Annotated in this window: 21 protein-coding genes and 1 riboswitch; of the genes, 6 read left to right on the forward strand and 15 right to left on the reverse strand. The window is 30.8% G+C overall.

Annotation, left to right across the window (positions count from 1 at the left end; translation table 11 throughout):
* Positions 1-121: 121 nt before the first annotated feature.
* The 6 genes from NR218_RS09975 to NR218_RS10000 all read right to left on the reverse strand — a co-directional run bounded on the left by NR218_RS09975 (position 122) and on the right by NR218_RS10000 (position 7990).
* The gene (locus tag NR218_RS09975; protein WP_002488327.1) at positions 122-1480 is read right to left on the reverse strand and encodes a TrkH family potassium uptake protein; all 1359 of its coding nucleotides are present in this window, start codon (positions 1478-1480) and stop codon (positions 122-124) included.
* An 18-nt stretch (positions 1481-1498) separates the two neighbouring features.
* The gene (locus NR218_RS09980; protein WP_101804198.1) at positions 1499-3358 is read right to left on the reverse strand and encodes a trypsin-like peptidase domain-containing protein; all 1860 of its coding nucleotides are present in this window, start codon (positions 3356-3358) and stop codon (positions 1499-1501) included.
* A 233-nt stretch (positions 3359-3591) separates the two neighbouring features.
* Positions 3592-4389, reverse strand: a complete 798-nt coding sequence (locus NR218_RS09985; RefSeq protein ID WP_017175798.1) for a TerC family protein — start codon at positions 4387-4389, stop codon at positions 3592-3594.
* Between the two features lie 56 nt (positions 4390-4445).
* Positions 4446-4578, reverse strand: a riboswitch (yybP-ykoY riboswitch).
* A 121-nt stretch (positions 4579-4699) separates the two neighbouring features.
* A complete protein-coding gene (locus tag NR218_RS09990; protein WP_017175799.1) occupies positions 4700-6262 on the reverse strand; it encodes a peptide chain release factor 3 in 1563 nt (520 codons plus the stop codon).
* Positions 6259-6516: a YueH family protein gene (locus tag NR218_RS09995; protein ID WP_017175800.1), complete on the reverse strand. Its 258-nt coding sequence runs from the start codon at positions 6514-6516 to the stop codon at positions 6259-6261. Before NR218_RS09995 ends, NR218_RS09990 begins: the two co-directional genes overlap by 4 nt.
* Entirely contained in the window at positions 6506-7990 is a 1485-nt protein-coding gene (locus tag NR218_RS10000) for a UDP-N-acetylmuramoyl-L-alanyl-D-glutamate--L-lysine ligase (RefSeq protein WP_017175801.1), read from the reverse strand. The genes NR218_RS09995 and NR218_RS10000 overlap by 11 nt, the downstream gene beginning before the upstream one ends.
* Before the next feature lie 379 nt (positions 7991-8369).
* Between NR218_RS10000 and NR218_RS10005 the strand changes: the two genes are divergently transcribed.
* Together NR218_RS10005 and ltaA are read left to right on the forward strand one after the other, a co-directional pair.
* The gene (locus NR218_RS10005; protein ID WP_265883366.1) at positions 8370-9548 is read left to right on the forward strand and encodes a diglucosyl diacylglycerol synthase; all 1179 of its coding nucleotides are present in this window, start codon (positions 8370-8372) and stop codon (positions 9546-9548) included.
* Entirely contained in the window at positions 9523-10719 is a 1197-nt protein-coding gene (gene ltaA, locus NR218_RS10010) for a lipoteichoic acid biosynthesis MFS flippase LtaA (RefSeq protein ID WP_017175803.1), read from the forward strand. The genes NR218_RS10005 and ltaA overlap by 26 nt, the downstream gene beginning before the upstream one ends.
* Positions 10720-10768: 49 nt before the next feature.
* Here ltaA and NR218_RS10015 read toward each other — a convergent pair whose 3' ends face one another.
* Together NR218_RS10015 and NR218_RS10020 are read right to left on the reverse strand one after the other, a co-directional pair.
* Positions 10769-11278, reverse strand: a complete 510-nt coding sequence (locus tag NR218_RS10015; protein ID WP_265883367.1) for a 2'-5' RNA ligase family protein — start codon at positions 11276-11278, stop codon at positions 10769-10771.
* 121 nt (positions 11279-11399) lie between these two features.
* The gene (locus tag NR218_RS10020; RefSeq protein WP_232133183.1) at positions 11400-12143 is read right to left on the reverse strand and encodes an esterase family protein; all 744 of its coding nucleotides are present in this window, start codon (positions 12141-12143) and stop codon (positions 11400-11402) included.
* 270 nt (positions 12144-12413) lie between these two features.
* Here NR218_RS10020 and cozEa point away from each other — a divergent pair, with 270 nt between their 5' ends.
* Complete coding sequence (gene cozEa, locus NR218_RS10025) at positions 12414-13499, forward strand: lipoteichoic acid biosynthesis protein CozEa (protein WP_002448046.1); 1086 nt, start codon at positions 12414-12416, stop codon at positions 13497-13499.
* A 346-nt stretch (positions 13500-13845) separates the two neighbouring features.
* On the opposite strand, the gene fabI is transcribed toward cozEa, so the two are convergent.
* From fabI to NR218_RS10060, 7 genes are all read right to left on the reverse strand, one after another.
* Complete coding sequence (fabI, locus tag NR218_RS10030) at positions 13846-14616, reverse strand: enoyl-ACP reductase FabI (RefSeq protein WP_019835652.1); 771 nt, start codon at positions 14614-14616, stop codon at positions 13846-13848.
* A gap of 205 nt (positions 14617-14821) precedes the next feature.
* Positions 14822-16666 carry a monovalent cation:proton antiporter family protein gene (locus NR218_RS10035; protein ID WP_232133031.1) on the reverse strand — a complete coding sequence of 615 codons (1845 nt, stop codon included), beginning with the start codon at positions 16664-16666 and terminating at the stop codon, positions 14822-14824.
* Positions 16667-16675: 9 nt separating this feature from the next.
* The gene (gene mgtE, locus NR218_RS10040; RefSeq protein ID WP_232133032.1) at positions 16676-18061 is read right to left on the reverse strand and encodes a magnesium transporter; all 1386 of its coding nucleotides are present in this window, start codon (positions 18059-18061) and stop codon (positions 16676-16678) included.
* Positions 18062-18079: 18 nt separating this feature from the next.
* A complete protein-coding gene (locus NR218_RS10045) occupies positions 18080-18946 on the reverse strand; it encodes an RluA family pseudouridine synthase (protein WP_017175809.1) in 867 nt (288 codons plus the stop codon).
* Positions 18946-19752, reverse strand: a complete 807-nt coding sequence (locus NR218_RS10050) for an NAD kinase (protein WP_017175810.1) — start codon at positions 19750-19752, stop codon at positions 18946-18948. The genes NR218_RS10045 and NR218_RS10050 overlap by 1 nt, the downstream gene beginning before the upstream one ends.
* 14 nt (positions 19753-19766) lie before the next feature.
* Entirely contained in the window at positions 19767-20396 is a 630-nt protein-coding gene (locus tag NR218_RS10055) for a GTP pyrophosphokinase (protein WP_017175811.1), read from the reverse strand.
* 16 nt (positions 20397-20412) lie between these two features.
* Complete coding sequence (locus NR218_RS10060) at positions 20413-20760, reverse strand: hypothetical protein (protein ID WP_002448177.1); 348 nt, start codon at positions 20758-20760, stop codon at positions 20413-20415.
* Between the two features lie 209 nt (positions 20761-20969).
* Here NR218_RS10060 and NR218_RS10065 point away from each other — a divergent pair, with 209 nt between their 5' ends.
* The 3 genes from NR218_RS10065 (at position 20970) to yjbH (ending at position 22825) form a co-directional block, all read left to right on the forward strand.
* Positions 20970-21548 (forward strand): CYTH domain-containing protein, encoded by a 579-nt coding sequence (locus NR218_RS10065; RefSeq protein ID WP_017175812.1) that lies wholly within the window; start codon positions 20970-20972, stop codon positions 21546-21548.
* A 90-nt stretch (positions 21549-21638) separates the two neighbouring features.
* Positions 21639-22004 (forward strand): truncated hemoglobin YjbI, encoded by a 366-nt coding sequence (locus tag NR218_RS10070; protein ID WP_048761221.1) that lies wholly within the window; start codon positions 21639-21641, stop codon positions 22002-22004.
* Between the two features lie 23 nt (positions 22005-22027).
* Positions 22028-22825, forward strand: a complete 798-nt coding sequence (gene yjbH, locus NR218_RS10075; RefSeq protein ID WP_048761214.1) for a protease adaptor protein YjbH — start codon at positions 22028-22030, stop codon at positions 22823-22825.
* The last annotated feature ends 97 nt before the right edge of the window (positions 22826-22922 follow it).

Consider the following 22922-nt stretch of genomic DNA (forward strand, 5'->3'; position numbering starts at 1 on the left):
ATTGGTATCACGATTCATTTCAATAACGATATTCTTTTTTTATTTAAAACATAACTATCTACATACAAAAAAGAGTGGGATAACGAATTCAAAATGAATGTATCCCACTTTCCTTTTTTAGTTATCCAATTTGAATTCTCTCTTTTGGATAACTAAATTTATCAGGTTCTTTACGACCAGATATCATAATAATAAATGATATTAAACCGACACGTCCTATAAACATAAGAAGCATTAAGACGACCTTGGTAATACTGCTAATATTATCTGTCACCCCAAGTGATAAGCCACATGTTCCAAATGCAGACATGACTTCAAAAAATACCTGTAAGAATGATAAATTATTGGCTTCTGCTGCTAATATAATAATGATACTTACAAAAGTAAGTACTGTCGCCATTATAAACACAGCAAAAGAACGCTGTATATCGATGGTATGAATTTCTCTATTAAATACTTTAATCGATGATTTTTCTGTATTGTTATTAAAATTAATCACAAATAAAATAAGTATCGCAAATGTCGTTGTTCGAATACCTCCTCCTACTGAACTCGGAGAAGATCCAATAAACATGAGAATACTCATAATGACATTTGTTGCATCACTAAAGTGTGTCACATCAATGGTTTGTAATCCAGCACTACGTGTAGTTGCAGATTGAAATAATGCATAGAATAAAGATTGATGCCAATTATATCCTTTGAATGCATGATTGTACTCAAGTGCTAAAATAGATAAAAATCCAGATATAAATAGGAAAAAGTAAGTCGTTGTTGTAATTTTAGTAAATAAAGAAAATCTAAAATGACTTACTCTATTTCGTATATAAGCTCTGATTTCAAGTAATACTGGAAAACCAATTGATCCAAGAATAATTAAAAACATTACAATAGTTTGTACAAAGTAATCCTTGGCATATGGAACTAGTGATTGGCCAGTAATATCTAACCCACCATTTGTAGTAGCTGAAATAGATACAAACAAACCTTGCATTAAAGCATTTTTTAAATCAGGATTGTCTCTGTAAAAATAAAATGCAAGCAAGAGTGCACCTACAATTTCGATAGTCATGATGGTTTTAACAATTTCAATAATAAGCTTAACTGTCCCACTCATTGTGTCTTTATTATTATCAAGCATGATAAGTTGACGTTCGCGCATACCAATGTGTTTACCAAGTACTACCCACAACACTGTACCTATCGCCATTACGCCTATGCCACCGATGTTTAAGATAATTAAAATGATAAGTTGGCCAAATGATGAATAGGTATCAATAATACTGACTGGCGTTAAACCGGTCACACTAATTCCAGATACAGCTACAAACAACGTATCTATAGGACTTACCTTCACGCCAGGTTTATGTACAAAAGGTAAATTGAGTAATAAAAATGCAACGACAATTGCAATTAAATAATATAAAACAATACCTTGTTGAGGCGTTGATTTTTTGAATAATTTACTGAAAATAGACATTAGTTTGTCACCTCAATGTCATTTCAAATTAATTTCTATATCTTGAATATTTCCATCTCTGTAAATTTTAGCCGATAACGTTTTTAAATCTTGTCGATGGTTAAACAGGATGTGTCTATACTGCAAATTATCTTTTAATGTTTTACCTTCTAATTTTACAATGACATCACCAATTTTTAAACCTGATTTTTTACCTAAACCGTCATCTTTTAATTTTTTCACTAAAATCCCATCATTTATATCATTAGGTAATTTTAAAAGTGAGCGTTCATAATGATTTAAATCATTTACATTTTCTAAAGCTATTCCAGTATTGGGGTAATTTACTTTCCCATTTTTCTCAAGCTCTTTAGCGATTGATTTAGCTTCATTAATAGGAATAGCAAAACCCATTCCTTCTATACTTGGCATATTAATTTTTAATGAAACGATACCAATAAGCTCTCCATCTTTATTAACTACAGCCCCACCTGAATTTCCTGGATTAACAGAAGCATCAATTTGGAACGTTTGCATCAATTCATCATTTTTATTATCTTTATCAAAATCAACAGGAACCAACCGATTTAGCCCCGAAATAATCCCTTTTGATACCGTATTTCTAAACTCTTCTCCTAGAGGATTACCTACAATTAATATCGATTCCCCTAAAACTAATTTATCTGAATTTCCAATATGGATAGAATTAATATTTTTATCATTGATTTTTGCTTTCACTACTGCAATATCTGACCATTTATCCTTTCCGACCACGTCACCTTTTATACTTTTATTCTCTCCATATGTAATCTTAACTTTATCTGCTTCACCAACAATATGTGTATTTGTTAATACAAAAAAAGTATCGCCTACAGTTTTGTAGACGACACCTGAGCCAAGTTCACTATCTAATTTTGAATTTGTTTTTTGAACTGAAGTATTCTTAGGTGCGTCACTTTCTACTGTTACCACTGATCTGACAGTATTATTAGCGTTTTTCATAGTTGTTGTGTACTTCTTATCTTGTGTATGTGTTTGATTTGAATGTTGTTCTTGTGAAGGTTCAGTAAAAATAGCTTTTACTAAAACTAAAATTAATATTAACGCAATTGCGATTAAAATTTTAATCCAATGTTCTTTTAAAAAGTCAACGACTTTATTTTTTGTATCATTTGATGATTGTTCATGTGATTCATGAGATTGTTGATCCGATATATTTTCTGTCGTATTCTTATCAGAATTAGATATGTGCTTTGATTGTTCACTCTTAGTATGTTCTACTTGAGTTGAACGTTGCTGAGTTGAAATTTGTTCTTTCTCAGTATGGATTGATTCTTTATCCTTAGTTGAAGTGTATGATTCTTCAGTGATTGTTGGATGTTTAGATTGTGTTTTAATTGTATCATTATGTTGATTGTCTTTTTCTTGTTTAGACTTTGGACGAGATTCATTATTTTTATTCAATCTACTATAAGTTGGTTCTATAGATTTATTCGTTTCATTTTCACTTTTTGAGCCATTACTCGAAATTGGTTTTTGCTGTTTCAATTCCTCATTATGTATGTCTTCTTGTTTAAGGTGTTGTTCTTCAGGCAGAGTTAAATGATGCCTATTATTTTTCTTAGCTGTGTTTGATGCATCTCTTTTTGATCTTAACTTAGCTAAATGTTGTTGTTGTTGAATTTCTTCTTGTGTTAATTTCTCAATTCTAGCTTTTCTTAAATTATCTTTGACACGTTCTTCATTTACTTTTGCTTGATGCTGTTCTTTTTCTGCTAAATGTTCACGCTTTTGTCTTTCACGTTCAATACGTTCCTCACGTTCTTCATTATGAAAGTATTCGTGACGTTTACGCCCATATTTACTACGCGGTATCACTTGTTTTTTATCATTATCCAAAGATGCCCACTCCTAACCTTGAAATCACAATATATATCACTAAAAAATGATTTACTTTTATGTGGTTATATATCTATCTTAATTTATTTATATATTACTTAAATTTTAATATCATTAGTGTTAATAAGCAAACGATTGTCAAATATTTTCTAAAAATATTTGACAAATAGTTATTAATTGAAAAAACCTTTTGAAGTCTTTTATAAAAAAACTTCAAAAGGTATCGATTACATCTAATGCTTAGCATTCTTTTTATTTTTTCGTACTGATGTTAACCATCCAATAACAACTAATAAAATCATTACAGTCCAGAAGATTGCTTGCCATAACGTACTATGTGGGAACTCTTCTGATAATACGCCAATATCTGGATGAGCTAATACGATAACTACTAATTTAATGCCTACCCAGCCAACGATTGCGAAAGCGGCACCTTCTAAACCAGGATATTTATTTAATAAATCAACAAACCATGTTGCTGCAAAACGCATTAAAATAACACCAATCATACCACCGATGAACATAACTCCAAATTGGCCTAAATCCATACCGCCAAAATGAATGCCCATCTTAGGAAGTGTCACTGCAATAGCCATCGCTGCTAACATAGAATCAATTGCAAAAGCAATGTCAGCAAACTCTACTTTAAATACAGTAGCCCAAAATTTTCCAGCACTTACTTTCTTTTCAGCACCAGTTTCATCATAATGATGTTCATCTCCAACTTGTTCCTCTTCATCTTTCTTATGGAAGAAATTCCAAAGATTTCTAATAGACATGAAAATTAAGTATGCAGCACCAATCGCTTGAATAAACCAGAAATTCACAATAATACTAATTAAAAATAAAGCAATAAAACGGAAAATAAATGCTCCTAGTAAACCATAGAATAATGCTTTTTTACGCTGTTCTGGTGGTAAATGCTTAACCATTACTGCCATTACAACCGCGTTATCTGCTGCTAGTAATCCTTCTAAAAATACTAACACTAATATTACCCACAAATAAGGTAAAATTAAGCTTGGATCCATGAAAAGACAGCTCCTTTATTTATTTTTTACAAATAAAAAGACCTATGCTAATTCATAGCAAAGGTCTCACTTAGCAAATTTGCTCATTTTACCGGAAGTATCAACTTCGTAATGACGATAAAATGCTGAATTTAAGATGTTAGTAATATAGCATCTCAAATTCTCAAGTTACTCCCCCCTGACATTAAGCCATAGGTATTTATTTGTTAAGAGTATTATAACCAGATTTGATATATATAAACAATGTTAAAGCTAAAATTATTGTATATCTTTATTATTATTTTAACTTAAACCTTATATTGTCATTTTTTTATAATAAACTATATAGTTTAATATCTGGGAATTTTTCTTCAAACCAACGTGTAGCAAACTCATTTTCAAATAAGAAAACAAACTTATCATATCTGTCTTTCACTAAAATAGAACGTGACGTGTTCATCTTATCTTGAATATCCTCTTCATTTTCAATCCAACGTGCAATTTTTCTACCTACAGGTTCCATGACGACATCTACATTGTATTCATTTTTCATTCTGTGCTCGAATACTTCAAATTGTAATTGACCCACTGCACCGAGAATAATTTGATTCGTATGAAGTGTTTTATAATATTGAATCGCACCTTCTTGCACAAGCTGTTCAATTCCTTTATGGAAATGTTTTTGTTTCATTACATTTTTAGCAGAGACTTTCATGAAAATTTCAGGTGTAAATTGCGGTAAATCTTGGAAGTTAAATTTTTGTTTACCTCCAACTAATGTATCACCAATTTGGTAGTTACCTGTATCGTATAATCCAATAATATCTCCAGCTACAGCGTGATTGACAGTTTCTTTATCATCTGCCATAAAAGAGGTAGAGCGTGTGATTTTTTGTTTTTTATTGGTACGTTGCAAGGTCACATCCATACCTCTTTCAAACGCGCCACTGACTACTCTCATAAATGCAATTCTATCTCTATGTTTTGGATCCATATTCGCTTGAATTTTAAATATAAAACCCGAGAACTCGTCATCAAACGGGCTAACTTCAACTTCTTCATTCGTCTGACGAGCATTAGGCATAGGCGCATAATCTACATATGCATTCAAGAAATTTTGAACCCCGAAATTAGCCAATGCTGAGCCAAAAAATACAGGAGTTAAATCACCATTTAATAATGCTTCATTATCAAATTTTTCGCCAGCTTCTTCAACTAACATAAATTCTTCAATCGCTTGTTCGAAAGCACTATCATTGCTAATAGTGTGTTCTTCTTTAAGTTCATACTCATCATTTAAATGTAATACATTCTCTTCATCTCTAAAAGGTTCAATAGTTTTAGACTCACGATCGATAATACCAAAAAAGTTTTGACCCATTCCTATTGGCCAATTCATTGGATAGGTGTCAATATTTAATGTTTCTTCAATTTCTTCTAATAGTTCAAATGGTTCTTTACCTACACGGTCTAATTTGTTGATAAAAGTAAAGATAGGAATGCCTCTCATTTTACATACTTTAAATAATTTTAATGTTTGGGGTTCGATCCCTTTCGCACAATCGATAACCATTACTGCACTATCAACCGCCATTAATGTTCGGTATGTATCTTCAGAAAAGTCTTCGTGTCCTGGTGTATCTAGAATATTAATTTTATAATCATCATAATCAAATTGCATGACTGAACTGGTTACAGAAATACCACGTTCTTGTTCCACTTTCATCCAGTCACTGGTTGCAAATTTCCCTGTTTTTTTCCCTTTTACAGTACCCGCTTCACGAATAGCACCACTAAAATATAATAATTTTTCAGTTAGCGTCGTTTTACCAGCATCCGGGTGTGAGATAATAGCAAACGTCTTTCTTGATTCTATTTCTTCTTTTAAACTCATTCATTATTCTCCTTTAAATCCTTTATTATCCACTTAGATAACTGAGAAGCTATACGCAATGCTTCACTTTCTTCTTTAAATGTAAATAATTGCATTATTAACTCTTCATTTATTTCCTGTTCATTGAGTTGTACATTTAATTCTACAGACCAAAACATATCTGGAATAGCTATCATATAATAAGAATGATCCACATTTTCATATAGATATACATTGATTATTTCATTTTGTTCAGAAAGTTGCTTAATGATCATAGTTGGATTTTCCAAACTTTTTATACGCAGCTTCTAAACCAATTAAATCGTCACGATGTGGCACTTTCACGTGTCCTGGCATAATTTGATAAGGTTCTCTACCTTTAGAAGCAAGTACAACTGTATCACCTGGATTCGCGACTTCGATAGCATGTTTAATGCCTTCAGCTCGATCTTCAAATTCTACATAGTTATTATGTGTTGCCCCTTTAGCAAGTTCTGCAGTCAACATTTTAGGGTCGTCATCTGCTGGATTGTCAGGTGTAAAAATAACATAGTCTGCTCGACATGCAACAGCGCCCATTTCAGGCGTTTTTGTTAAATCACGTTCGCCAGCCATGCCTACTAAAAAGATGAGCTTTTGTTTAACAAAAGGTTGCACTGCGTCAATCAGTTTATTCATACCATCAGCAGTATGTGCATAATCAATAATTAAATCGATTGGAAGTGATGGATCTAAAACCTCTAGACGCCCTTCAACAGGTTCTAAAGATTTCACCACTTCTACGATATCTTTGAAATCGACTCCTTTACTCCACACTGCTATCATAGCTGCCATAAGATTTGAGATATTAAATTTACCTACATAGGGTGATGAAACATGATACGTGCCAAATGGAGTAGCAAAATCAAATTGTACACCTTGTAAAGATTCTTTGATATTTTGAGGCATAAACTGTGCTTCATTATCTATACCATATGTCAATATTTCAAATGGTGTTACCGTTTCTAAATATTTAGAGAAATCATCATCATTATTTAATACCACATACTTTTCTTTTGATAAATCTTCACCTAATTGACTAAATAGTAAAGATTTAGCATGTCCATAAGCTTCCATTGTGCCATGAAAGTCTAAATGATCTTGGGTTAAATTTGAAAAAATAGCTACATCAAATTCTACCCCTCTTAATCGTCCTAGAGCTAATCCATGACTTGAGACTTCCATAGTCATTGCTTCAGCTTTACTATCTACAGCTTGCTTAATTTTCTTAGTAAGCAATACAGTTTCAGGAGTAGTATTTGCCCCTTTTGTTTTTTCTTCATTAATTTGAAATCCATTCGTACCTAAATACGCACTATTTTTGTCTAATCCTCTATAAATTAAGTGAATCATTGTCGCGATTGAAGTTTTACCATTTGTACCAGTGACGCCAAAGGTAGTGAGTTGTTGACTTGGATAATCAAATAATGTATGCGCTAATATACTGGCTACTCTTAAAGTATCAGGTACAATAACTTGTGTGACTTCTCCTTTAACTTCTTGCTTACGGTTTACAACTATAATTTTAGTTCCTTGGTCAATGACGTTTTGACAAAATCTATGACTATCTACAGTATATCCTTTAGAGGCTACAAAGATACTTTCTCCACTAGCAGTTCGAGAATCTGTAGTAATATCAGTGATATCTATATCTAAAGTTCCTATAACTTGTTTAACTCTTATTTTATTGAACAACTCATTCGCATTCAAAATGTATCGCTCCTTTTTTTCAATATCTCTATTATACACATTTTAAAGTTGTTGATAAATTTATTCTCACCTAAAAAAGTAAATTCTGAACTACTCAAAATCAAATAATTTTTGTATCTTCTATATTATTAATATTAATTCCAAGTTAATTATTTATAAATTTTTTCTTATCTTAGTGTAAGTCCCATACATTTCACTTTATTAGTGCTAGGATAAGGGTATAAAGTTAAAGTAATCATTGTTCGAATATGCTATAATTCACTATAAATAAATTTTATGACTTTCTTGAATGAAATACATATTATTTATCCTAGTGTGTATTTTTACTGTAATACATCATTCGATGGATTAAACTTAAATTATTGGAGGGTGACTATTAATGGTTACTCAAAATAAAAAGATATTGATTATCACTGGATCATTTGGGAATGGTCATTTACAAGTGACACAAAGTATTGTCAATCAATTGAATGACATGAATCTACCTCATATTTCTGTTATTGAGCATGATTTATTTATGGAAGCACATCCCATCCTTACGTCTATTTGTAAAAAATGGTATATCAATAGCTTTAAATATTTTAGAAATATGTATAAAAACTTTTATTATAGTCGACCAGATGAATTAGATAAATGTTTTTATAAATACTATGGTTTAAATAAACTGATTAACCTACTTTTAAAAGAAAAGCCTGACTTGATTTTAATGACTTTTCCAACGCCCGTGATGTCAGTATTAACTGAACAATTTAACATGCGTATCCCTATCGCAACAGTCATGACGGATTATCGTCTACAAAAAAACTGGATTACTCCAAATTCTCATAGATATTATGTAGCTACTAAAGATACAAAAGAAGACTTTGTAAACGTTGGTGTACCGGCATCTTTAATTAAAGTCACGGGTATCCCTATTTCTGATAAATTTGAAGCGGATATTGATCAACAGGCTTGGCTAAAAAAATATCATTTAGACCCTAAAAAAACTACTATTCTTATGTCTGCAGGTGCTTTTGGAGTATCAAAAGGTTTTGAACATATGATAGAACGTATCTTAGAAAAAAGTCCTCATTCTCAAGTCGTTATGATTTGTGGTAGAAGTAAAGGACTTAAACGTAATTTGGAAGCTAGATTTAAATCTTACGACAACGTTCTCATTTTAGGATATACAAAACATATGAATGAATGGATGGCTTCAAGTCAATTAATGATTACTAAACCAGGTGGGATTACGATATCCGAAGGTTTGACAAGAAGTATCCCAATGATTTTCTTAAATCCTGCTCCAGGACAAGAACTAGAAAATGCGTATTATTTCCAAGAAAAAGGGTATGGTAGAATTGCTGATACTCCTGAAGATGCAATTGACATTGTCTCTGAATTAACACATGATTCGAACAAATTAACTCTAATGATAAATACAATGCGTCAAGATAGAGTAGATTATTCAACCCATCGACTTTGTATCGATTTATTGAATATGCTCGATCATTCATCTCAACAGCAAGAAATTTATGGAAAGGTGCCATTATATGCCAAGTTCTTTGTCAAACAATAAAAGCGTAAGTAAAAACTTTAAAATAATGCTCGTTATTTTATTTTTAATGGAATTTGCTAGAGGAATGTATGTATTAAGTTATGTTAACTATTTACCTACTGTAACCTCTATCGCTGTAGCTGTGACTTCAGTAGCACTATCTATTCATTTTATTTCAGATGCAGCTACAAACTTTGTGATTGGTTTTTTATTAAAGAAATTCGGGACTAAAATCGTCCTTAATTTAGGTTTTTTATTAGCTTTTTTAAGCTTGTTTCTAATTATTTTCTTTCCAGCTAATCCCATCATTATCATCATTAGTGCAATTATGCTAGGGATTGCAGTAAGTCCAATATGGGTAATCATGTTATCTAGTGTGGAAGAAAGTCAACGTGGCAAACAAATGGGTTATGTATACTTTTCATGGTTATTAGGTTTGCTTGTAGGCTGGGCGTTTATGAATGTTCTAGTCAAAATACATCCAACGCGATTTGCATTTGCGATGTCTCTTGTCGTTATCATTGCATGGATACTTTATTATTTTGTAGATGTAAAACTCACAAATTATAATACTAAACCTGTGAAAGAACAATTAGGTCAAATCGTAGAGGTAATGAAACGTCATATGATTTTATTCCCAGGTATTTTGTTGCAAGGTGCTTCAATATCAGCTTTGCTTCCAATATTGCCGACGTATGCTACAAAAGTTGTGGGGGTAACAACTATTGAATATACTGCTGCTATCGCTATTGGTGGTATTGGTTGTGCAATATCAATGTTATTTTTATCTAAAATGATCGATAAAAATAGCACTGGCTTTATGTATACCGTTATTTTTGTAGGATTCATATTGTTTACGCTATTTATTTTTGGTCTCTCACTAGTTAACAATATTATTGTTGTTTGGATAGTTGCCGCCTTTATAGGTTTAATGTATGGCATTTTATTACCTGCTTGGAATACTTTTATGGCTGGACATATCGATCCATCTGAACAAGAAGAAACTTGGGGTGTATTTAATAGCGTCCAAGGCTTTGGTTCAATGATTGGTCCTCTTTTCGGAGGCCTTATCGCTCAATTCTCAAATGGATTAAATAATACATTCTATGTCTCAGCTTTGATTTTTCTATTACTCGCTATTTTTTATGGCATTTATTTTATCAAAAGTAGAAAGCATCAAAAATATTCTTAAAAAAAGAAGTCAAAACTAAAATGTTTTGACTTCTTTTTTTATATACATATTATGCTAGTTTAAAACTATCAACAATGTTCCATCTATCTTCATCTTCATTGTAATGTAACAATGAAAGTTCATCGATGGTTTCTCTATGGTCTATCCCTGCAAGCTTCACTTGACCAAATATATCTTCAAATTCTTGACTCGTTAAGCCTTGAGCAATCGTAAAATGAGGAACGAATGGATGTTCAGCTTTACCATAAAATGATTCGGTATTAAATGTATTAAATAAATTTTCTAATTCTTCTGTTTTTTCTACTTTAAAATAAATAACATTATTTGTCGGTTTAAAGCTTGAAGCTTTTGTCACGTGGACCTCTACAGGTTTAAATCCATCTAATGTTTGTTTAACTTCGTCTTTAAATGAATCTAATTCTGTTTCTTTAAGTTCAAAGTGAGGTTTAATCGTAATATGTGGCATAATACGTGCATACTCAGTATCATAACGCTTACGATAGCCATCTACTTCATTTTGAAATGATTGTGACGGAATAAGTGCTAATCCTATCTTCATTGAAATTCCTCCTTTGTTTAACATACTTCTATTATATCAAAATTCTATTTAATACGTTATTAGATACAACATTTTTTGAAAAGGCTTTCAAAAAAGATTTGTAAACTATTAATATGTACTATTATTTATTATTATTTAAAAAATAATAGAGAATATCTCCGATCATAGGTTTCCATGATTTCCAATTATGACTACCATTAAATTCATTGTATACGTAAGTGACACGCTCATCTTGTTCAATAAGGTTTGATAGCTTTCTATTTGGAGTTAAAAAATCAGCTTGCTCACCAGTCGTTGGTAATTTAAAATCGACTTCATCTCTACCAATCGCATGCCAAATTGTTAATCGATTACGTTGCTTACATGTCTCAAATTTTTCAAGAACAGTATGATCTGAGTGCGGACTAAACATAGCTATTTGACTAAATATTGAAGGATAAGTCAATGAAGTAAGAAAGGCAATACTTCCAGCTAAACTATCTCCTATTAATAATCTAGAATTTCCCACTTTATATGTAGGAAACGTTTGATCAATGAAAGGTAAAAGTTCTTTAACTACTGACTGAATCGTCTTTTGACTACGACTACCTTGAGGATGAAACTCTTCTCTACGTTTCTCAACATCTTCATAATGAAATCCAACAATAATGGCACGTTCAATACGTTCTTCTTTTCTTAGACGTTCATATTCATGCTGAATCCTTCCAAATCGGAAAAAGTCCAATCCATCAAAACAAATAATCACCTGAGACTTAAATAATTCAGTAAAATCTTCTGGAAGATAAATCGACAATGTGATATCTCTTTCTAGAATTTTACTATTTAAAATATATTTATTAATTTTTCCAGCTTTAAATTCTTCCATATTATCCTCTCTCCTTCATATATATTCATATTGTATCAATTTTATTTATTAGTGACAGTGATATAAACGTTTATAATAAGCTTTTTTATTTTAGATTCTATATACTTTTTTAAGAGAATTAGGAATTGTTTAATTAAGCTCATCTATTTTTATACAATTAAATATTATAATATAATTATTTTTTAGTTAATCAATTTTTCCTTTTTAACATCTCTTATTTAAGATATACTTATTACTAATGAATTGATTACTTTAGGAGGAAGTAAGTCTATGCTTAATAAAGTATGGTTTCGAACTGGAATTTTCTTAATCATCCTGTTCGTACTTATAAAGTTATTTATGGAAGTGCATAGTGTATTTACACCTATAGCAACTATTATAGGTTCAGTGTTTCTTCCATTCTTATTAAGTGGATTTTTATTTTATATCTGCTTACCTTTTCAAACACTTTTGGAAAAATGGGGTTTCCCACGTTGGGCAAGTATTTTAACTATCTTTATCGTATTAATCGCTATTATCGCTATCGTAGTAGCTTTCATTGCTCCTATTATTATTTCTAATGTTAATAATTTAATCAAAGCAACACCAACTTTACAACGTGATGCAGAACAAGTGGTTAATTTCTCATTAAATCAAATGGATAAATTACCAAGTGATGTAACAGCGAAAATTAATTCAGCAATGAAATCAATCAGTGATAGTTTAACTGGTATATTAGCAAATTCAATCACTTATATCACATCTCTTATTTCAACCATTTTCTTATTGATTATGGTACCGTTCTTCTTGATTTATATGTTAAAAGATCATGAAAAATTTATTCCAGCAATTGGTAAATTTTTCAAAGGAGAACGTAAAGTTTTTGTTGTTGATTTACTCAAAGATTTAAATTATACCTTAAAATCGTATATTCAAGGTCAAGTTACTGTTAGTTTCATCTTAGGTATTATTCTTTATATTGGTTATAGCCTTATTGGGTTACCTTATACACCATTGCTTGTATTATTCGCTGGTGTAGCAAACTTAATCCCATTTTTAGGACCTTGGTTATCATTTGCGCCTGCTGCAATATTAGGGATTATCGATGGTCCATCAACATTTATTTGGGTCTGTGTTGTTACATTAATTGCACAACAACTTGAAGGTAATGTCATCACACCTAACGTCATGGGTAAATCACTAAGTATTCATCCACTTACAATCATTGTTGTTATCTTAGCAGCGGGTGATTTAGGAGGATTCACACTTATTTTAATTGCTGTTCCACTTTATGCAGTATTAAAAACAATAGCAAGAAATGTATTTAAGTATCGTCAACGTATCATTGATAAAGCAAATAGCGATGTTAAAGATTAAATTAATTATTAATGCTTTTTAATTACTTATTGCGGATAGAACATATTCTATTCGCAGTTTTTTTTATGTCATATCACATTGAATAATATAAAGCTAGAAGAGGGATAAAATTCATTTTTAAGTCGCCGTTCTACATCATCAATGCATCCCCAATTTGCGTTGAACGTCGATGTTCTTATTGAAAGTTTCTATGTTCTAGCCTTGGAACTGAAATTGAATAAAGCTTGATACAAATGCATTTTCAATTCAGTCATCAACTGTCGATTTATAAAAAAAGTCTAAGACAACTCATTGTCTCAGACTCTTGAATTTATTATATATCTTATAACTATTTTTCAATTTAAACTTATTTAATTGCGTGGAAACCACTATCTACGTGGATATTTTCTCCAGTTACACCACTTGAAAAATCACTTAATAAATAAGCAGCAGTTCTACCCACTTCTTCTTGATCTACATTACGTCTTAACGGTGCACGTTCTTCAACTTCTTTAAGAATTAAATTCAATCCACCTACACCTTTAGCACTTAATGTACGAATTGGTCCAGCAGAAATTGCATTGACTCGAATATTATCTGGGCCTAAATCATATGCTAAATATTTAACATTTGCTTCAAGACTTGCTTTTGCAACACCCATCACATTATAATTTTGAATTGCAAATTCTCCGCCTAAATAAGTTGTAGCTACAATACTACCCCCATTCGGCATAATTTTTTTCGCTTCATGAGCTACAATTGTTAATGAATATGAACTAATATCTTGTGCAAGTAGGAATCCTTCACGAGATGTTTCAGAAAAACGACCACGTAAATCTTCCATATTAGCAAATGCAATTGAATGATAGACGCCATCAATAGTTCCAACTTCTTCACCAATTTTCGCAAAGCCATTAATGACATCTTCATCTTTTTGAACATCTATTTGATACAAATGATGCTCTTTTTGATTTAATTGGCCTAATAATTTTTCTAATTCTTTTTTACTGCGCTCTTTACGATATGTAAATACGAGATGAGCACCTAATTCGTCTAATACTTTAGCTACGCCAAAACCAATACTACGTTTATTAGCGATACCCATAATGACAAAGGTTTTATTTTCTAAATTAATCATATAAATTATCTCCTTATATTACTTTATATTAATTCGTTCATTATAAACGTTTTTAACATACATATTTTACCATTGTTAATAATATTTAATAAAGTAATAATAAATTTTCAAATCATCTCAATAAAAAGAGAGGTACATAAAGTAATGTATCTTTTTATGTTATTTTTCAAAGATACCCTTTATTTTGTCCTCTCTTTTAAATAGATTAATAATAAAATTCTAATTCAGATTTGAGTTCATCTACATATTCTTTAGAACCTGTTACAATTAAACGGTCTTTATATCTAAGTTGCGTATCTCCATGTGGTACAATGGATTCATTATTTCTAACAATACGTACAAATATGATGTCCCCACCAAATGGGAAATGACGCAATAGAATATTTTCGTATTTATAATTTAACATTTCAATTTCATATAGTGAAGTTTCAACGTTACTTAAAATATTTAGCATATTTGGTGTTTCAATTAAACCTTTTAAGAAAATTTTATTACTAATAAAATTACTAAATACTTCAATACCATCTGTTTTTAACTCTTCATCATCACCACTATTTTCTAGTCGACAAATAACTCTGTTTACACCATGAGATTTAGCTAATTTTGCTATCATTTTATTTAAGCCATCATCATTAGCAGAACATACGACAATATCTTGATTAAATAAGCCAAGTCTCTCTAATAAACTTTCTTCATATTCACTAATTTCAATAACAGTCACATTGTCAGGTAAATTACGCTGATCACCTAAATCTTTACGGTAAAACAACGTTATATTATATAACTGTGAAGTCAGATTTTGAACAATTGGAATAGTCAATTGATTTTTACCAATTAACGCAATATCAATTTTCCGGTTCACTTCATCTGGAATTGGGAATAATTTTTTAAATACAACAGGTACAAATACACATGTAATAATTGCACTTAATATTAATATTCCTGACATTTCAGAAGTAATTGCTTTTAATTCTTCAGCAATTTTTGCTGCAGCAATAACAAGCGAAAGTGTTGATGTTAATAAAAATGCTGATGCAATAGTTGTTTTAGTATCAAACCATCTTCGAATAAATAAGACAGGAATCAACTTAGAAACGATAAAGGACAATATAAGTATCGGAATTATAATAAGTAAAGAGGGTTCTTTAATTAAAGATGGTATATCTAAATCTACACCGACCATAATAAAGAATATCGGTATAAAGAATCCGTATCCAAATGAATCTAAAGTATGAATGATTTCTTCATCAGGTTTTAACAGTGATACAACTACACCAGCTAAAAAAGCACCTAATATATATTCAGCACCAACACCCTCAGCAAGAGCAACCAGTAAAATGATTAATGCAAAAATGGCCCGTATACCAATTTGTGTTGTACCACCCATTAAGCGTTGCATAAAATTTAACCGTTTAAATACAGAACCTAACAAATAAAATATTGCAGTAAACACGATTAAAATTGCAGATAGCCAAATTGACCCTCCGCCTTCACCATTGATTCCACCATAAATAGTTAATAAAACCATCGTAAATAAATCTGCTAATACTGCTACTAATAATATAAATTGTCCTATTGTTGTGCGCATGATATTCATTTCTTTAAGTGTTGGCACAACTACACCCAATGAAATAGTTGAAATAATAATGACCATTAATAATACATCATCTACAAAGCCTAACCATTTAAATGCAAATGCTAAAATGATTGAAAGCACCATTATTAATGAAAAAACTGTAAGTGCTAATTGTAAATGACTTGGTAAATTCTTTTCATTTTTATCAATACCCTGTCTCTTTCTTGTGTCTTTTTTAAATGCGCTGAAATCAATTTCCAATCCACTTAAAAACATTAAAAAGATAAAACCTAATGTTGACAGAATATTTAACATTTCATCTTTGTGGACAAGTCCTAAAAATGAATTTCCTATAATAATTCCCATTAATATTTCAGCTACGACAACAGGTAAAAAAGTGACGTTTAATCGATTAACAATAATCGGTGTAAGAAATGCTGCGACGACGACTATGACCAAAGAAAAAAATCCCATTTCATCCCCCTATGTTAGATATGACATAAATGTTGTTGCAAGTCCAAAATAAATTAACATACTTACAATATCATTGATAGTTGTAATAAATGGTCCACTTGCGACAGCAGGATCGATATGAATTTTATTCATTAAGATTGGAATCATTGAGCCTACTAACGTACCTACTGTCATGGCAATAGTTAAACTTGCACCTACAATCAGTGCCAAGAAGGGTTGACGATAAATAATGACAATAATTAAGAATAAAATCACTGCACATACAAAACCAGTGATTAACCCACTACCTGCTTCTTTTAAAGCTATTTTAAGTTTACTTTTTTCTTTAATATCACCATTAGAAATATTACGAACAGACACTGCTAATGATTGTGTTCCTGAATTTCCTGACATCCCACTTATAATAGGGATAAATGCTGCTAATAATGCAACTTGCGACAAGGTATCTTCAAAACCACCCAGAATCGTTGCTGTTATCATACCTAAAAATGTTAAAATAATAAGCCACGGTAATCTCTTCAATGCTTTCTTAAATACTGATTGATCAGTAGACTTAGTATCAGAAACCCCCGCTAAACGTGAATAATCTTCATCTGCTTCTTCATTTACAACATCTAAAATATCATCTATTGTGATAATCCCTACTAAATGATGTTGATAGTCGATCACAGGCATAGCAATAAAGTCATAATCTTTCATTTTTTGAGCAACACGTTCTTGATCTTCTTCTACATTTACACTTACAACACGTCGAATCATTACTTCTTCAACATGAGCATCAATATTTGCTACAATTAAATCTTTCAAAGATAGAACACCTACGAGTTGACCGGCAGTATCAACGACATAAATCACATATATCGTTTCTGCGTCAGGTGCTTGACTTTTAACTAGCATGAGTGCCTCTTTTACAAATGTACCAATATCCAATGAAATATATTCAGTAGTCATGATACCGCCAGCAGTATCTTCTTCATAATGTAATAACTTTTTGATTTTATCTGTGACTCTGTTATCCATCAAAGCTAATAAACTGGCAACTTTTGAGTTAGATAATTCATTTAGAATATCAACTGCGTTATCTGTAGACATATTTTCTAATACTTCACTTGCATAATGTGCATGCATTGAATCAAATAATATTTCATATTCTTTCCCCTCAATATCTAATTGATTAAAAAATCTACTCACTTCTTGAGGCGATAAAAATTCGAATATTCTTTGTCTATTCTGATTCGTTGTATTTTCAAAATATTCACTTTGTTCATATTGATGTAAAGTTAGAAATTCTTTTCTGAATTGATCTATATCATTGCGGTTTAAACTGTCATCTAGTAGTTTTTGATTGTATACTTTATTATGTTGTATGTCAGTTGTTTCTGTATTTAATGACATCAAATGTACCTCCTAATTTTAATTTACACTTTGATATATTTTTTCTAAGTTTTTATAGTCTAAAATAATCTCGATTTCTTTATTATATATTGGATGTCTAAATTTTACTTTATAACACTGTAAAGATTGTGTTTGAATCCGAGGATGAAAACCATCATATAAGTCATCCCCAATAAGTGGATGACCAATATGCTTAAAATGAACTCTAATTTGGTGTGTTCGTCCAGTATGTAATTTAACTTCACATAAACTTGCACTGTGATGACTACTCAACGTTTTATATTCAGTTTTTGCATGTTTACCAGATGGCGTAATACACCGAGTAATAATACTATCTTTGTTTCTACCAATAGGTGCCTCTATCATAGATTGTTCTTTAGTTTTACCGTAACACACACATATATATCGCTTATCTATTTCAAATGTCGACATAAGGTGATGAAGATGACCATGTTTAGTAAAGATAACGATGCCCGTCGTATTACGATCTAATCTTGTAACAATATGAGGTACTACATATTGTACTTTATTTGTAGAATGATTTAAATAATACATCACGCGCTCAATTAAACTATCATGAGGATGTTCTCTTGAAGGTGCACAATTTAAATGCACCGGTTTTGAAACGATAATTAAATATGTATCTTCATATAATATTTCAATATGTTTGTTTGAAGGACGAAGATATGTACTTGGAACTTCTTCCGGCAGTTTAACAATAAGTTGATCATCTTTTTTCAACATATATCTAACTGTCACAGGTTGCCTATTAATAATTAAAGCGCCATCACGTTTAATGGCGCTAATTGTTTTCTTTGAATAATTATGACGTTGTAAAAATGTCTTAAGCATTTCTTCGCTATGAATATGGTATACAAATTTCATCAATCATCTTCACTTTCAATAAACGAATCATGAACTCTTTTCCAAAAAGGAAATGGTCTAAACCTAGCAAAACGAACTTTTTCATTTGCGACCCTAAATTGAATGTCGCTCACATTTTTATGTTTTAGACTGACATGGTCAATTGTTGTTCTAATTGTATTATGATTTACAGGTGTAATCAAACATGTATGATGCTTAGGTAATACTAATGGTGAACCTACCGTTCTAAATACTCTATTATTAATAGATGCAATTTCAGCAATTTGCATGGCTTCAAGAGAAGGATGAATCAGTGCACCACCTAGTGCTTTATTATAAGCCGTCGACCCAGAAGGTGTAGAAATACATAGACCATCCCCTCTAAATCGTTCAAAATGTTTACCTCTAATTGCGACATCTGCTACTAATGTTGATCCATTTTCAGTTTTCATAGTTGCTTCATTGAGTGCTAGATAGCGTGTTTCATTCTTAGTATTGTTATATTTAACAATAATTTCAAGTAATGGATATTCAATCACTTGAAATTCAGAATGATGAATTTCATCAATCAATTTTTCAACTTCATGAGGTAACCAGTCTGCGTAAAAACCTAAATGACCAGTATGTACTCCAACGAATGCTACATTTGATAACATATGACTATACTGATGAAAAGCTTGCAAAAGTGTTCCATCTCCACCGACAGATATTACTATTTCTGGATTTTCTGTATCCTCCATCATATGAAAAGAGTTCATTTGATTCATCATTTTATGTTTAAGCGTGTTTGATTTAGAGTCACCTTTAGATAAAATCGTATAACGCATGTATTGACACCTCATCAGTCATGTTTTTTTGCACGTTTTTGAGTATAATATTTTTGAGCTTCTTGTATTTCCTCTTTAATTTCAGACATCTCTTCATCTAATAAGTAAGCCGCTTCAGCAGCTCTTTCTAGACGATGTTGTATCTCAGCAGGATAATCTCCATCATATTTATATCTTAATGTATGTTCGATTGTAGCCCAAAAATTCATTGCTAATGTTCGAATTTGAATTTCAGCTAATATCATTTTTTGACCACTTAATGTTTCAATTGGATACTCGATAATTACATGATATGAACGATAACCACTTTGTTTTGTATTGTTAATATAATCTCTTTCTTCTACAACTTTAAAATCTTGTCGTTGTCTAAGCATGTTAACAACTACATCAATATCATCAACGAATTGACACATCATCCTTAAACCAGCTATGTCGTACATTTCTTCACGTAATCGATCAAAAGGAATTCCCCTTTTATTCGCTTTATCAATGATACTTGTAATAGGCTTTACACGACCAGTTACAAATTCAATGGGTGAGGCGTTGTCTCCAACTTCATATTGCTTACGTAAGCCTTTTAATTTCACCTTTAATTCATCGACTGCTTGTTTATATGGTGTTAAAAATTGCTCCCATTGATTCATATGGTTCCACTCCGTTTCACTTTAGTTCGAAAGTTTCTTCAACTGCTGAAACAAACTCCTTACCATAGTTATTATTTCCTTCAACATTTTCTAGGATATAACTTAATTCATCTTGAAAATGTTCTAATTCTAATTCATCGTTAATAATTACTTTTTTATCTCTATTATTATGTAACATTGACCACGTCTCTTGTACAAAAATCAAATATGAATACGACGAGCCATCATCTAATAAATAAGCAAAACTAAAATTATCACTATCTACAAGCATTTGTCCTACTTCATCTAATCCATCAGTTGGATCTTCTGAGTAGCAATAAATGCTATCATCTTTGATTTTAATTTCATTTACATATATACGCATGCTTGTTCCTCCTTATTATTCCTTATTAGTTTAACATAATTTAACTTTCAAACACACATTAGAGTACCATAGTTCAAGTATGCTCTAAACGATTAAATATTTAGCTCCATATATTTTATTTTTAGTATTGTTATTACTTTAATTTTTTACAAATGTCCGTCATAATGAACTACAATAATATACTAAAGATTTTCTAATGAGGTGTAATTATGAGTACTAATAATGAAATTGAATTTAAGCAATTAATTGATTTCAATACATATAACGCGATTAAAGATTCTTACTTTAAACAATTCACACCATTCACTCAAACAAATTATTATATTGAATCACCTAGTTTCAAACTACGTGATCATCGTTCTGCTTTAAGAATACGTGTTAAACAAAACACATTTGAAATCACACTAAAAGTACCAGCTAAAGTTGGCTTGATAGAATATAATCATCCAATCGATATTAAGCCTCATATTGGACAAACAATTGTCAAATCAACATTACCTAACGATATTCAAAAAATTCTTACTGAATTTGATATTGAAGAAAACGAATTAAGTGTTTTAGGTGCATTGACAACTGAAAGATTAGAAGTTGAATTTCAAAATGAACTATTAGTATTAGATAAAAGTCAATACTTTGATAAAACAGACTATGAACTAGAATTTGAAGTCAATGATTATCAAATAGGCTTTGAAAAGTTTCAAAATTTATTAAAACAATTTGACTTAGTTCATGAGCCCCCTAAAAATAAAGTTCAACGCTTTTTTGAATATCAAGCTCAATTAGGATAGATATGAGATGAACTTGTGAAAAGTCAAATTACTTTTAAATGTAAAAATTCATGTTATATTAGAAATATATTAATAGAAATTGGTGATACTATGGCTACAACACCTTATGATGTAATAGGAGAAAAAGCTTTGTATGATATGATTGATTATTTCTACTTTCTTGTAGAGAATGATCAAAGAATCAACCATTTATTTCCTGGAGATTTTAAAGAAACAAGTAGAAAGCAAAAGCAGTTCTTAACACAATTTCTAGGAGGTCCTGATTTATACACTCAAGAACATGGTCACCCAATGTTAAAAAAAAGACATATGGAATTTAGAATTACTACTTATGAAAGAGATGCATGGTTAGAAAATATGTATAAAGCAATCAATAAAGCTCAATTTCCAGCAGGAGTTGGCGAATACTTGTATGAAAGATTGCGTTTAACTGCTAACCATATGGTGAATTCCTAAATATAATTGAAGGTGAGTTAAACATGGCTGAAGAACTTAAAATTGTAGATAATGCGAGTCGTGAAAACACTAATCTGTCACCTGTAAATAAAATAGAAATTTATTCATTCTTTGATCCTTTTAATAAAGATTGTTTTAAATTATCCGCAATTATTTCTAAATTAAGAATTGAGTATAATCAATATATTCGAATCAGACATATTTTGAATCCTTCATTAAAGGTTTTGACTAAATGTCAAGCTCAAAGTACTTCAGATTTTGATAATATTGCTTTAGCATATAAAGCTGCTGAATTACAAGGTAGATTAAGAGCGGAACGTTTTATTCATTTAATGCAAAACGAAATTATACCGAAAAAAGATATTATCACTGAAGAAATGATTTGTAATTGTATTAAAAATGCTGGTTTAGATTATGATGTTTTCAAAGAAGACTTACAAAAAAATAAACTTACCGAAAGTTTGAAAATAGATTTGCATATTGCAAGAGAAATGGAAATTGAACAAGCGCCTTCACTTGTATTTTTTAGTGAAGATGTACATGAAGAAGGTTTGAAAGTCGAAGGCCTTTATCCTTATCATATTTATACTTATATTATTAATGAATTAATGGGATGCCCTATCGAAAAAGAATTACCTCCAAATCTCGAAACTTATATTCAATCCAAACAATTAGTAACGATGGAAGAATTGCTTACTATTTATGAATGGCCGGAAAAATTACTCGTAAAAGAATTGAAAAAATTAGCTTTACAACAAAAAGTTGAAAAACTAAATTATCCTGACGGCGAATTTTGGCAATCTAAAATGCCTAAGAAATAACAAAGAGCGATCACTTATATGAAGTGTATCGCTCTTTTTATATTAACTTGATTTAATAATTAAGCATAAAAAAAACGCCGTGTCTGATTACACGACG

This window comes from Staphylococcus sp. SUC_1.2, assembly GCF_026222585.1.